We start from the raw sequence: 13,978 nt of genomic DNA, 5'->3' as shown, positions 1-13,978 counted from the left end.
AAGTCCTCCGTTGATGACTAAATCAACGTTGATAATGGAGGATGATACTTACGAGAGGTCACCCTTCCGCCTCGGAACCTTTTTTCTTTTGTTGTTTAGTTAAATATCCTTTTTGGTTTGCTAAATAAATTATTGAATTAAATTTTATTGAGCCATTTCTTGATTCATAACAATTTAATAAAAAATTTGTTGAATTAATTTCATCATATTTTTCTTTATCCATTTGACTAAGTCGCTTGAAATAGTTCAATCCAACATCGTAAGTAAATGAATTAGAGATAGACATTGCTACTTTAAACCAATTATCGAACGAGGTTGTAATTGATAAATTTTTACGTTCTAAAAACTTAATTATTGCACCTATAGTTTTTCTATTAATTTGATTATTTCTATCTAACGGATTGTATAACAAATCACTGTCACTAACACTTTTTACTTTTATTATTTTTTCTTTTTGCTCATTACTCTTAAGTAATAATTCAGATTCTAAAAACTCAAAGGCTTTAAAATTTTCTTTTAAAACCAATCCATTATCATGAGAAAAAAAACATAACCTTGTTGTATCGCTCCCACTTTTGTCTAATTCAATGGCATAATTATTATTAAAATAGTCAGAAAGTTTTTTAAAAGCACTTTTATGTGCTAAATCAATATTACCTATATTTATTTCAAAATTATATTGAATGGATATTAATCCTTTTATCCCCTTATTTGACGGTGATTTCCAAAAAGTAAAAATTAAAGGATCTTCTTCCAAAAGGCTCCAAACTTTTTTTAATTCCTCTTCTTCAAGTTTATCAATGTCAATTACAATAATTGAATTATATCTTTTTATATGCTCTTTTCTTCTTTTGTTTTCGAATGTAGCACAAAATGTTACTGCTGGTAACTTTACTTTTTGCTTATCGTATTCAGTCTTATTTCCGTTTTTAAGATGAGTTCTTAGATCCTCAATTCTAGCTTTATATACTTCGGATTTTATTAGCTTTAAAGATTCTTCAATTGTAATCTCTTTTGATAATCTAGCCCGAGTATCTTCTTGATAGGATATGCTGTATTCTAATATTTTATTTAATGAATTCAAAAAGTAATTTTTCTTATGTAAAGTATCATTTTTTTTAAGGTATACTTAGATTATTATATAAACGAAATAAGTACTAAAATAATAAAAAATCGAATTAAAAAACCTATTCGTAAATGTACGTTTTTATACTCTATTATTAAAAATGTTTGTCATCCTTTATTTTCAATTCTGATTAATCTTTTCTAATTTCAAATTTCAATGTTAATGTTAATAAAAATCCTCGAACACAGACTTAACTGCATCAATTTTAGTGTTATCAGTAACTTGGTGATACATATTAAAAGTCTTAAGATGTCTATGTCCACTAATACTCATTATCGTTTTATCAGGAATTCCCTTATTTCTCATAATTGTTATAAAAGAACGTCTTGCTGTATGGGTTGAAATTCTATCACAAAAACGTTTAACAAAGGTTTTTTGTTCCGCTCCCCTTGTTCTTGAATATTCTACCTCGTGAGTATAGCCTGCTTTTTCTAAAACTTCTTTTATATAATCATTCTGTTTTTGATTAGATATAAGCGGAAGTTGATAATCATATTTCAGAAGAATTTCTAATGAAATTGACATTAAAGGAATTTGTCGTTCCCCTTTTGATTTGTCTTTTTCTTCTTTCAAAAGCACATACTTATCTTCTACAACCGTTCTTTTATTAACTTTTTTCATTTCTCCATATCTCATACCTGTTAAGCATTGAAAAATGAATGCATCTTTTACTTTATTTAATTTTTCATCATTACAATCAAAATAACATAAAGCCTTAATGTCATCAAGATTTATGGCTTCTTCTCTGGTTAAAACTCTTTGCGGCTTTTTGAATTTTTTAAATTTAGTGTTATAATGATATTCGTTTTCTAAAGACCAAAATAAAAACGTTTTTACTAATCCAATGTTACGATTAAATGTGTTTACATAATGGTTACGGTATTCATAACAAAAATCTATAAATTCCGTGTAAAATTTTTCATTAATTCTTGGAAAAGTAAGTTTGTACTTTTTTATTTTTTCAAATTCAAGAAGTAAGTTTTTAATATTTTGATAGCGCTTAATTGTAGAAAGAGACCATTCCTTTCTTTTAACCTTTTCTTCCACAAATAAATCATACACTCCAAAAAAATCATTTCGCTTTCTAACATTACCAAAAACAGCATCAAAATGATTTTTTAGTTCGTCAAAAGTAAATTCTATTCCCATTGCATCACATCGTGAGCTAATGGTTTGAAATTCACTTGAAAACTTATCTATCTTTGTTTTAACATCAACACGATTAGGAGATAGTCCTTTCCCTTTGTTTTTGGGTAGATTTGTTTTAAAATTCCATTGCGTTGGTAAAATACTTAACTTTGTTGAATACTTTAATCTTTTACTTTCTTTACTAAAATTACAAGAAAATAAAATTAATGTTTCGCTTTCAGCTTTTGGGTTTCTCAGAAAAAAAGAATGTTTCATTTTTTTTAATTTTTAAATACGTTGACAAAATCGTTGACATAATTGTTATATTTTGTTTATAAAACTTTCTATAACAAACTATAAAAAAAACAAGTATAACTACCTGTTTTCCAGAAACATACAACAATTTAAGCAATATTTAAAACATAATCAAACATACTCGGCGTCTCCACTTTTAACCCTATAAATAATTAATTTATAGGGTTTTATTTTTCTTTAAAGACACCGTTTTAGGTACTGTTTATTTTATAGAAAGACACTTCTTCTAACATGTCTACTAAGTCTCTTAAGTAACATCCGGTTTCTGTAATGTAAACACCTTAACACTCGGGTTAGTATTTTTAAAAACAACTGCAAATCTTTTTATATTATCAATGAGAAATGAGAAAACGGCAACACAACGTTTAAATCTGGCTCAGGCACTTAACCCAATAGGTTCTTTATTTGGTATTTTGTAGCCTCTAAATTTATTTTAGTTGCTTTAGATTCTGATAAAAGAAATGAAACCGGCGAAATAATTTTTAGTACACTTTCTGAAATTGAAAAGGCAATTGTAAGAACACACAATTTATCAATCATAAGAACCCCTTATGTAATTTTAGGCTTTGTAGTTATAGCAATGTTTATTCTTATTAGTTTAATAAAATACTTAAAAGAAAAAATACAGAAACCCAACCTAGCGCAATATCATCTTTTAAAAAATTATTTAAAAATAGTAAGTATAAAGAAGGGGTTTTAGCACAACTTTTTTATGTAGCTGCATAAATAATGTGTTGGTTATTTATTATTCGGTATGCTGGTAATTTAGGTATTTCTAAAAGCAGAAGCTCAAAATTATAACATTATTGCAATGTCTATCTTTTTATATAGCCGATTTATAAGTACTTTTTTAATGAAATATATAAATTCTAAAAAATTATTAATGATATTTGCACTATGTGCGATACTAACCGTATCTGGAGTTATTTTAATAGAAGGAATGACGGGACTATATATTAATTGCAACATCAGCATTTATGTCATTAATGTTTCCTAAAATATACGGAATTGCATTAGACGTATTAAGTAAAAAAGATACTGCTCTTAGAGCAGCCGGTTTAGTTATAGTAATTGTAGGTGGTGCTTTAATGCCATTTTTTACAAGGAACAATGATAGGTATGGAGAAAATAAGTCCTTTTTCTGGAGTAAATTTTTCTTTTATCCTTCCTTTTATTTGTTTCTGTTTTATTGCTACATGCGGTTATAGAACATTTACTTAACTGAATAGATACTAATGGATAAAATTTATAAGTTATAAAAATAATAAAAATATGGAATTAACAATTAATCCAAAATACCCGTCGGTAGACGATTTAAGAAAAAGAGCTATGGTAAAAATGCCAAAGTTTGCTTTCGAATATTTGGATGGAGGATGTAATGAAGATATCAATTTAGATAAAAATAGAACTGATTTACAAAAAATAGAATTGATGCCTCAATACTTATCTAAGTTTGAGAAATCAGAAATGAAAACAGAATTATTTGGGCATACCTATGATGCGCCTTTTGGTATTTCTCCTGTTGGTTTACAAGGATTAATGTGGCCAAATTCTCCAGAAATTTTGGCAAAATCTGCACAAAAACATAATGTTCCTTTTATTTTAAGTACAGTTACCACTTCTAGTATAGAACGTGTAGCAGAAATTACCGAAGGAAAATCATGGTTTCAATTGTATCATCCGGCAGAAGAATCTGTAAAACGAGATTTGTTAGATAGAGCCGCAGCTGCAGGTACAGATGTATTAGTTATTTTAGCTGATGTGCCTACTTTTGGGTATAGACCACGTGATGTTAGAAACGGCTTAGCAATGCCACCAAGCATGAGTGTTAAGAATATTATTGAGGTAATGAGAAAGCCAGATTGGGCTTTGCAAACTTTAATACATGGACAACCTAGTTTTAAAACATTAGAAAAATATATGCCTAAAGGACTTAGTTTAAAAAAACTAGGAGAATTTATGGATGTAACTTTTTCTGGTAGATTAAATGAAGATAGAATTGCTTCAATTCGTGACCAATGGAAAGGTAAATTAGTTATTAAAGGAGTGGTTAGTGAAGAAGATACACAGAGAGCTATAGAATTAGGTGTAGATGGTATTATTGTATCTAATCATGGAGGTAGACAATTAGACGCAGGACAATCTTCTATAGTCCCTATGACCAACTTAGCTAAAAAGTTTGGAAACCAAACAAAAATAATGGTAGATTCTGGTTTACGTGGAGGTCCAGATATTGCTAGAGCAATGGCTAGTGGAGCAGAATTTACATTTATGGGAAGAAGTTTTATGTATGGCGTAGGAGCTTTAGGTAAACAAGGTGGAGATCATACAATTTCTTTAATGAAAAGAGAATTACTACAAGTTATGGAGCAAATTTGTTGTCAAGAAACAGGGGCTTTTAAACCGCATTTAATTAAATAATTATTAAGGATGTTTCTTAAATAACATCAAAATGAAAAAGATATCATTAACTGTAGCAGAAGGTTAACTACCTAAACAACAAAACATATATGTATCTAAAAATATAAAGCCTCCAAATTTGGAGGCTTTATATTTTTAATTTGTTACTAGTTCACTTTTTTTTGATTTTACTCTTTTTACAACGATTGTTTTAAAAAAGTAAGGAATCTTTATAAACCTAGTTTTACAACTATAACAGCTATAAAGTTTTGATTTAGGAATTAATTTTAAAATAAAATTACGAGCGAGTCTTTTCCTAAAACTAGATTTACATGAGGGACATTTAGGCATAATTTTGAGTGATTAATTTATAGTTGGTTTTGGTTATAAACAATCTTTCTCATTGCAATTAAACAAACTTACATTTATTTTATTAAAAAAATAAATAGTCATCACTAGAAAAAAGAACCTACATTCATTTTTATTCTTTTAATAAATTAAAAGCCTATTTTTGTATTATATCGTAAAAAAACTTTGAAAAAAATAATCGTTTCTGTAACTAATGATATATCAACAGATCAACGTGTTGATAAAGTTTGTTGTACTTTACAAAAAAATGGGTTCAAAATTATTTTAATAGGACGAAAACTTAAGAATAGCACTCCATTAAATAGAACTTATACCACAAAAAGAATCCGATTAATATTTAACAAGGGTTTCTTATTTTATGCTGAATATAATTTTCGCTTATTTTTTATTTTACTTTTCTATAAAAAAGACATACTACTTTCTAATGATTTAGATACATTATTGCCTAATTATTTAGTTAGTATTCTACAACGTAAAAAAATAGTTTACGACAGTCATGAGTTATTTCCTGAAATTCCAGAATTAGTACACAAACCTTTTGTTAAAAAATGTTGGACTAACCTAGAATCTTTTATACTACCTAAACTTAAAAATAACTACACCGTTTGTAAAAGTATTGCTGAGTTTTATACTAAAAAATACAATGTTGGTTTTACAACAATTATGAATTTACCTACAGAAAAAGAAATACAAGTAGGCAAATTACCTTTTCAATATTTTAAGCAAAAAATTATTTTATACCAGGGTGCACTAAATATAGGCAGAGGACTAGAATTAATGATAGACACCATGTTATATTTAGAAAATACAATTTTAATAATTATTGGTGATGGAGATATTTCTGATACCTTAAAACAAAAAGTTACCAGTCTAAAATTAGATAATAACGTACATTTTTTAGGTAAACTTACGCCCAAAAAATTACAAAAAATAACACCTTTAGCCAATTTAGGTATTAGCGTAGAAGAAGATTTAGGTTTAAATTACAGATTTGCCTTACCTAATAAAATATTTGATTACATACAGGCAGAAGTTCCCATTTTAGTATCTAATTTACCAGAAATGAAAAGAATTGCAATAGCTTATAAAGTAGGTGAAGTAATTAAAAATAGAAGTCCAAAAGAACTTGCCGCACAAATTAAAACTTTACTAGAAAAAGATTTTTCTGCAGAACTAAAAAAAGCTAAAAAAGAATTAATTTGGGAAAATCAAGAAAAAAAACTGCTTGCTATTTTTAATAATTTAAAATAACTATTTTTTATATTGATGGGGATTTTCTCTAATCCCTTTTTTAAACATTTTACGTAAACTAGAACGCATACTGTTATCTATCCTCAAGAAAATATCTTTCACTTTTTCGGAAGATCTACCTCTAAATGTTGTTATATGAAATCTATCTGAAACTAAAATAGGGGTATCAGAAAAGTAATAATTAGACACGCAACACCTAACATCATCCTTTAAAACTTTACTTACAGAGTGCCAAGAATTTTGATGAGTTGTCATAACAACCAATCTATTAAATTTACTTTCTAGAGTAGTTTGTTTGTTTTTTAATCCTTGTGGCCAAATCTCTAAATGACCTCCATTTTCTGTATTCCAATTATGTGTTACATAATATAGAAGGTTTAAAACTCGCCATCTATTTCTATCTTTATCATGAGAATTATCTAAATGCGGATTTAAAAAATTATCCTTTTCCATTAAAGACAATCCGCCAGCATACAGGTGCTTATCTTCAAAAATCTCTTCTAATTGGCAAATTTCAGAAACTAATGCAACAACTTTTTTATCTTGAAATGCATAAATAACTTCTTCTAAAAGCGCATTATAATTATCCATTTGATAGGCTGTATACTTAAACTCTCTTAAATTCTTTTTTCTAATAGCTTCCTTTGTTGTAGGAAATTTATTATGAATTTCTAGCGCTAATTCTTCCGGTAACAAATCATCAATAAAAAAATAACCAATAGTATCTTTAGATTCTAAAAACTGAGTTTTTAAGACCTCTTTATTAGCAATTAATTTAGTGCTAATTAAATGAGCAATTTCATTTCTATTCATGCTTTAATTTTAAATGACACATATAACTTACTTTCATACAATTTAAGAAGAAAACCGAAGATTTTTTAATAGCTAATTTTTCAAAAAAGAGATGAAACATTCCAACTATTCTTGTCATTTTTACTGCTGATATTTTTCTAACCAAACCTAACAAAGGCATTTCTGTTGTATCAATTAAGCTTTGTTTATCAATAAAAATAAGGTTTTCCATTGCCTCTTTAGTTTTAGCAACAAACAAATCATTTTTATCTAAACCTAAATGATAGACTTCATTACTTATATGTTCAATATTATACTCTTTATTTATTAACTCTAAAGAAAACAATAAATCTTCTCTACCATATAAGATTAATTTTTCTTCAAATTTTACCCTATTAAAGGCTTCTTTCTTAATTAAAAAATTAGAGGTAAAAAAATACTTATCTGGATTTTCAATGCGTTTTTCTACAGAAATTTCTTCATGTTTTTTACCATATTTATAACGTAATAACTTAACGTTTTCTATTTTATCTTCATATAACAATCCTCCACAAAAAACAGTTTTATCTTTTGCGAAACAATTTATATATTTTTTTATAAAATTAGATTTTACAGGAATAACATCTACATCTAAAAATAACAACCAATCGTACGTTGCTTTTTTGGCTAACAAGTTTCTAATAGCACTTCTTCCAATATTATGCTCTAGATTTTTAAAGCTAGAAAATGAAAGTTTATTTATTTCTTTATTTTTTACATTTAAAGGCGACTTAGAACCATCATCTAAACAAATAATTTCGAATGCTATGTTTTCTAAAATTAATTGTTGATGAATTTTTTTTACCAAAAAAAAAGCATTGTAATTATATGTTGGTATAAGTACAGAAAGCATTATACAGTTGCTTTTTGAGCTACTTCAAACAACTCTCCACCTTCACACTTCAAAGTTTTTTGCTTAAATTTTACAATTAATTGATAATCGTGCGTTGCCATTAAAATTGTTTTTCCACTTTTATGAATTTCATTTAAAAGCTCCATAACTTCTAAAGAAGTTTTTGGGTCTAAATTGCCTGTCGGCTCATCTGCTAAAATTAATTCAGGATCATTTAATAAGGCTCTTGCAATGGCTATTCTTTGCTGTTCTCCTCCAGAAAGTTCATAGGTTTTTTTGTAAGCTTGCGCCTTCATCCCAACTTTATCTAAAACCTCATCAATTTTATCTTTAATCTTAGTTTTATCTTTCCAGCCTGTAGCTTTTAAAACAAACTCTAAATTACCAAAGACATTTCTATCGCTTAACAATTTAAAATCTTGAAAAACAATTCCTATTTTTCGTCGTAAAAAAGGGATATCATTTTCTTTTAATTTCTTTAAATCAAAATCTACAATACTACCTGCACCTTTTTGTAACGTTAAATCTCCATACAACGTTTTCAACAGACTACTTTTTCCGCTTCCGGTTTTACCAATTAAATAGTAAAACTCTCCTTTTTGTATCGATAAATTCACTTTAGACAATACCAAATTCTCTCTTTGATAAATCTCTGCGTTTTCTAAAAATAAGACTGGGTTTTCCATAAAAAACTTGTTTTTACAAACTTAAAAGTTTCTAACGGTTTTATACTATGAATTATAAACAATTCTTATTTTTGATGTAAAATATTTCACATTTTTTATTTGTCTATCAAACAAAACAAAAATATGTTCGTTATCCATTTTAAGTATCAAAAATAATTATATGAAGTTTGTTTTTTTTAAGAAACGTTTGCTAACTTTTTTCATTTTCCTAGTCTCTGTTGTTGGTTATAGTCAGCAAACAATTGTAGACACTAATATTTTTACAAAATATAATGACGCCATAAAATTATTTAATGACAAAGCTTACGCTGCAGCACAAACTAGTTTTGTTAAGATTACTAAAAAGGCCAGTAAAGGCTCTAACCTAAAAGCAGATGCAGCTTATTATGACGCCATGTGTGCTATACGGTTAAACCAGCCAGAAGCAGATAAAAAAATACTTGCTTTTATAGAAGACAACCCAAATAGCAGTAAAAAAAACAAAGCCTTTTTTACAGTTGCTAATTACTACTTTGCAAATAAAAAAGCTGCTTACGCTCTTAAATGGTTTCAAAAAGTTAATGTTGATAATCTTTCTAAAGAAGATACAAAAGAACTCAACTTTAAAATGGGGTATGCTTATATAATAGCCAAAAACTTACCCTTAGCTAGAGATAAATTTCTTCCTTTAATTAACGATGCTAAATATGGTAATGACTCTAGATATTATTACGGCTACATTGCGTACAAATTAGAAGACTACGGAATTGCAGAATCTACACTAAAAGAAATTGCTGATAATGAAACCTATAGAGTAGAAATTTCTTATTATTTATTAGACATTAGTTTTCAAGCAGGAAATTTTGAACGCTGCATTGTGGTTGGTAAAAAACTTATTGATACGTTTAAGAGAAAAGATAGATCAGAAATTTCTAAAATAATTGGCGAAAGCTATTTTAATCTAGAAAAATACAGCGAAGCAATTCCTTATTTAAAAGGTTACACCGGTAAAAAAGGAAAATGGAACAACACCGATTTTTACCAACTTGGGTTTGCTTATTACAAACAGAATGATTTTGAAAATGCGATTAGCAACTTTAATAAAATTATTGATGAAAAAAACTTTGTTGCCCAAAATGCGTATTATCATTTAGGAGAATGTTACCTTAATTTAGATAAAAAAACAGAAGCTTTAAATGCATTTAAAACGGCTTCTGAAATGGATTTTGACACAACAATTAAACAAGATGCAGCCTTAAATTATGCCAAGTTAAGTTATGAAACTGGTAATCCATTTAAAAGTGTTGCAGAAGTTTTACAAGATTATTTAAAAGCCTATCCAAAATCTAAAGCATACGAAGAAATTAATGATTTAGTAGTTTCTTCTTTTTTACACCAACAAGACTACACAGGTGCTTTAGCGTTTTTAAAGAAAAAGAAATCTGTAAAAAATGTTTCTTTAATTTCTGAAATTTCTTTGTACAAAGGTATTCAGTTATTTAATGATCAAGAACTAGAGGAAGCGCTCCCTTTCTTTGTAGAAAGTAAAAAAACTACGGACGTATCTATAAATGAAAGAGCAAAATATTGGGAAGCAGAAACCCTATATCGATTAGAAAAACCAAAAGAAGCATTAACCAAATTTACCGCTTTAAAAAAGGACTTAAAATCTGATAGTGAAGAATTCTTGCTACTTGATTACAATATAGGTTACAGTAATTTTAAGTTAAAGGATTATAGCAATGCTGCAGTTTCTTTCGAAAACTTCATAAAAACAGACGCTATAGAAAAAGAAATTAAAGATGATGCTTATATCCGTTTAGGTGATTCTTACTTTGCACTTAGAAATTATAAAAATGCAATTACAACCTACAATAATGTAGTTAAAACCTTTGGTGCTGAAGCAGATTATGCTCAATATCAAATAGGGATGAGTTATGGTTTTACAGAAGATAACCAAGCTAAGATAAAAGCATTAAAGAATGTGGTAAATGAATATCAAATTTCTAATTTAAAAGACGATGCTTTATTTCAACTTGCAAACACCTACACCATCATAAAAGATAATGAACAAGCACATATAGCTTATGATCGATTATTAGAAAAATACCCAAATAGTGTGTTTATACCAAAAGCTTTAGTGAGACAAGGTTTATTATATTACAATGAAAATCAAAATCAAAAAGCTTTAGAAAAATTCAAACAAACAGCAAGTCAATTCCCTAATTCTCCCGATGCTTTTGAAGCCGTTGCAAATGCAAGAAATATTTATATAGATAGTGGCAAATTAAATGATTATGTAACTTGGATTACAGATTTAAAATTTATTAATGTTACAGATTCAGATATAGACAATACAACTTTTGCTGTGGCAGAGAAAAAGTATTTTGAATCTAAAGATAGTAATGATGTTATAAAAGCACTTTCTAAATACACCCTTTCTTTTCCTGATGGAATTCATAAATTAAAAGCAAATTACTACCTAGCAGGCACTTTGTTTAAAGAAAAAGAATTCGACAAAGCAATTCCTTATTATCAAAATGTATTAGAAGAAGAACAAAATGAATATAGCGAAAATTCTCTAGCTAAATTAGCCCAAATTTTTCTTGAAAAAGACCAATTTAATAATGCAATACCAGTATTAGACAGATTAGAACAAGAAGCTTATACAACAGAAAATGTTTTATTTGCCCAAAGTAATTTAATGAAAGGGTATTATGAAACAGCTTCTTACGAGCAAGCTGTAGATTATGCAAAAAAGATATTACTAAGAAATAAATTAGACGCAAAGTTAGAAAACGATGCTAAAATAATTATTGCTCGTGCTTCCTTTAAAAATGAAGATTTTTATACTGCAGAAGAATATTATACCGAAGTAGAAAAAACAGCAGCTGGCGAAGTAAAAGCAGAGGCTTTATATTACAATGCTTACTTTAAAAACATACAAAAAGAGTATGAAGACTCTAATAAAGTTGTACAAGAATTAATTGCTAATTTTTCTTCTTACAAATATTGGGCTGTAAAGAGTTATGTAATAATGGGTAAAAATTATTATGGTTTAAAAGACGTGTATCAAGCTACTTTTGTTTTAGAAAACATTATTAAAAACTTTACACAATTTGAAGATATTGCTGAAGAAGCAAAAAAAGAATTAAAAAAGATTAAAGAAAACGAAGCCAAAACTAATAATTCTGTAACACCTATTAAGGAAGAAATTACAGCACCAAAAGACTCTAAAAAGAATAAAAATTAATGAAAAAAGGTTTCACATTATTTCTAATATATTTTGCTTTTTTAAGTTTAAACGCTCAAAAAAAGGAACAAGCTATAGACACCGTAAAAACAGAGGTTGTAAATATTGTTACAAAATACAACCCTAAAATTGCTGATGCTAAAAAAATTAACAAGCAACCCAAAATTCAATTGCTTAAAAACAGTGAAAAGAAAAAACTAGAATACACTATTTTCTCTGCTCCTGTTGCTTCTACTTTTATTCCTAAAAGTGGTGTTGTAAAAGGAATTGACGTTGGTGTAAAAGAGCGTGTTTATCAGAATTATTTAGCCGCTGGTTTTGGTAATTATACAACGCCTTACTTAGAAGCTAATTTACATTATGCTACCCGCTTTGAAAGTGAGTTTGGTTTTAATGCAAAATATTTGGCATCTCTAGATGATGTTAGAGGTTCTGTGCTTAATAGTAATTTTTCGAATTTAAACATTGGTACTTTCTACAAACAACAAGATCGTTATTTTGACTGGAAAGTAGCTTTAAACTCAGAAAGAAATCTTTATAATTGGTATGGTTTACCTAACCAGAGTAACTATACAGAAGCTACCACAAGTTTAATTACACCACAACAAACCTATAATTACTTTAACCTAATTGGTGAGTTTAATTTTATAGATTCTTATATTGATTATGGAAAAATAGACGTATCCTACTTTACAGATCAATATGATAGTAATGAAATTCTTGCAAATTTTGAAGCAAAATTTGCTTTTCCATTGCGCTTTTTAAACTTAGGATTAAATGATATGCCTATAAAAGCAGGAATAGAGTTTTTAAAAGGGAATTTTAAAAATAGTTATGCGGATAAAGATAAAGTTAATTATTTTACTGTTACTGCTAAAATTAACCCCGAATACAAATTAACCTACCAAGATTTTTCTTTAAATGCTGGTGTAAAAATAATAGCATCATTAGATGCAGAAAACAAATCGAATAATATTTTCTTATTGCCAGACTTATTTATTGAAGGTCCAATAATAGAAAAATATTTAAATATTTATGGTGGCTATTCGGGAGATTTACATACAAATACCTACAAGAACTTTACGGACGAAAATCCTTATGTTTCACCTACTCTCTTTATCACTCAAACATTAGAAAAATCAAATTTATTTGTTGGGTTTAATGGAAAAGTAAACAGAGATATTAGTTTTAATATTAAAGGAAGTTATAAAAACGAAGAAGACAAACCTCTCTTTTTAAGAAATGTATCAAAGTCTAATGGAACTAGTAATTCCTTAAACGGATATACTTTAAGCGGATATGAATACGGAAACTCTTTTAATGTGTATTATGACGATGTTAAAACAACCGCTATACTTGCAGAGTTAGCTTATGAATACTCTAAAAACTTATCTTTTGGTCTTCAAGGAGCTTACAATAATTACACTTTAGAAAACGCACTAGAAGCTTGGAACCTGCCTTCTTTTGAAGGAAGTATTTCTACAAAATACAAAAGAAATAAGTGGTTTGCTTCTTCGGATATTTTTTATGTAAGTGAAAGAAAAGATGGGTTGTATAACAACATCTATCCTTCTAGTTTTAAAGGTATAGAAACAATTTCTTCTTTTGTTGATGTAAATCTAAATGGAGGTTATCATTTTAATGATAAATTCTCTGCGTTTCTAAAACTTAATAATATTCTAAACACAGATTACCAACGTTTTGCAAATTACAACACACAAGGTTTTCAGGTATTAGGTGGTATTACTTACAAGTTTGATTTTTAGAGAACATCAATAAAACATCAT

The 13,978-nt window shown here is 27.9% G+C and carries 10 protein-coding genes; 5 read left to right on the top strand and 5 right to left on the bottom strand.

What is annotated here, in order from left to right; translation table 11 throughout:
• Positions 1-58 precede the first annotated feature (58 nt).
• Complete coding sequence (locus tag GQR92_RS16095; protein WP_158841309.1) at positions 59-1,084, bottom strand: BT4734/BF3469 family protein; 1,026 nt, start codon at positions 1,082-1,084, stop codon at positions 59-61.
• Positions 1,085-1,291: 207 nt separating this feature from the next.
• Positions 1,292-2,530 carry a tyrosine-type recombinase/integrase gene (locus tag GQR92_RS16090; protein WP_158841307.1) on the bottom strand — a complete coding sequence of 413 codons (1,239 nt, stop codon included), beginning with the start codon at positions 2,528-2,530 and terminating at the stop codon, positions 1,292-1,294.
• 1,016 nt (positions 2,531-3,546) lie between these two features.
• On the opposite strand from GQR92_RS16090, the gene GQR92_RS16085 reads away from it, so the two are divergent.
• The 3 genes from GQR92_RS16085 to GQR92_RS16075 all read left to right on the top strand — a co-directional run bounded on the left by GQR92_RS16085 (position 3,547) and on the right by GQR92_RS16075 (position 6,589).
• Entirely contained in the window at positions 3,547-3,777 is a 231-nt protein-coding gene (locus GQR92_RS16085) for a hypothetical protein (protein WP_158841305.1), read from the top strand.
• 64 nt (positions 3,778-3,841) lie between these two features.
• Entirely contained in the window at positions 3,842-4,990 is a 1,149-nt protein-coding gene (locus tag GQR92_RS16080; protein WP_158841303.1) for an alpha-hydroxy acid oxidase, read from the top strand.
• A 513-nt stretch (positions 4,991-5,503) separates the two neighbouring features.
• Positions 5,504-6,589 (top strand): glycosyltransferase, encoded by a 1,086-nt coding sequence (locus GQR92_RS16075; RefSeq protein ID WP_158841301.1) that lies wholly within the window; start codon positions 5,504-5,506, stop codon positions 6,587-6,589.
• On the opposite strand, the gene GQR92_RS16070 is transcribed toward GQR92_RS16075, so the two are convergent.
• The 3 genes from GQR92_RS16070 to GQR92_RS16060 are packed head-to-tail and all read right to left on the bottom strand — an operon-like array spanning position 6,590 to position 8,959.
• Positions 6,590-7,402, bottom strand: a complete 813-nt coding sequence (locus GQR92_RS16070; protein WP_158841299.1) for a 2OG-Fe(II) oxygenase — start codon at positions 7,400-7,402, stop codon at positions 6,590-6,592.
• Positions 7,395-8,273, bottom strand: a complete 879-nt coding sequence (locus GQR92_RS16065) for a glycosyltransferase family 2 protein (RefSeq protein ID WP_158841297.1) — start codon at positions 8,271-8,273, stop codon at positions 7,395-7,397. Before GQR92_RS16065 ends, GQR92_RS16070 begins: the two co-directional genes overlap by 8 nt.
• Positions 8,273-8,959: a cell division ATP-binding protein FtsE gene (locus GQR92_RS16060; RefSeq protein ID WP_158841295.1), complete on the bottom strand. Its 687-nt coding sequence runs from the start codon at positions 8,957-8,959 to the stop codon at positions 8,273-8,275. Before GQR92_RS16060 ends, GQR92_RS16065 begins: the two co-directional genes overlap by 1 nt.
• Positions 8,960-9,119: 160 nt before the next feature.
• Between GQR92_RS16060 and GQR92_RS16055 the strand changes: the two genes are divergently transcribed.
• Positions 9,120-12,191, top strand: a complete 3,072-nt coding sequence (locus GQR92_RS16055; protein ID WP_158841293.1) for a tetratricopeptide repeat protein — start codon at positions 9,120-9,122, stop codon at positions 12,189-12,191.
• On the top strand, positions 12,191-13,957 hold the full coding sequence (locus GQR92_RS16050) for a TonB-dependent receptor (protein WP_158841291.1): 1,767 nt from the start codon (positions 12,191-12,193) through the stop codon (positions 13,955-13,957). Before GQR92_RS16055 ends, GQR92_RS16050 begins: the two co-directional genes overlap by 1 nt.
• The last annotated feature ends 21 nt before the right edge of the window (positions 13,958-13,978 follow it).

Source organism: Polaribacter sp. L3A8 (assembly GCF_009796785.1).
Lineage (GTDB): Bacteria > Bacteroidota > Bacteroidia > Flavobacteriales > Flavobacteriaceae > Polaribacter.
The sequence above is the reverse complement of the archived record's forward strand: the minus strand, read 5'-3'. Positions and strand labels throughout refer to the sequence as shown.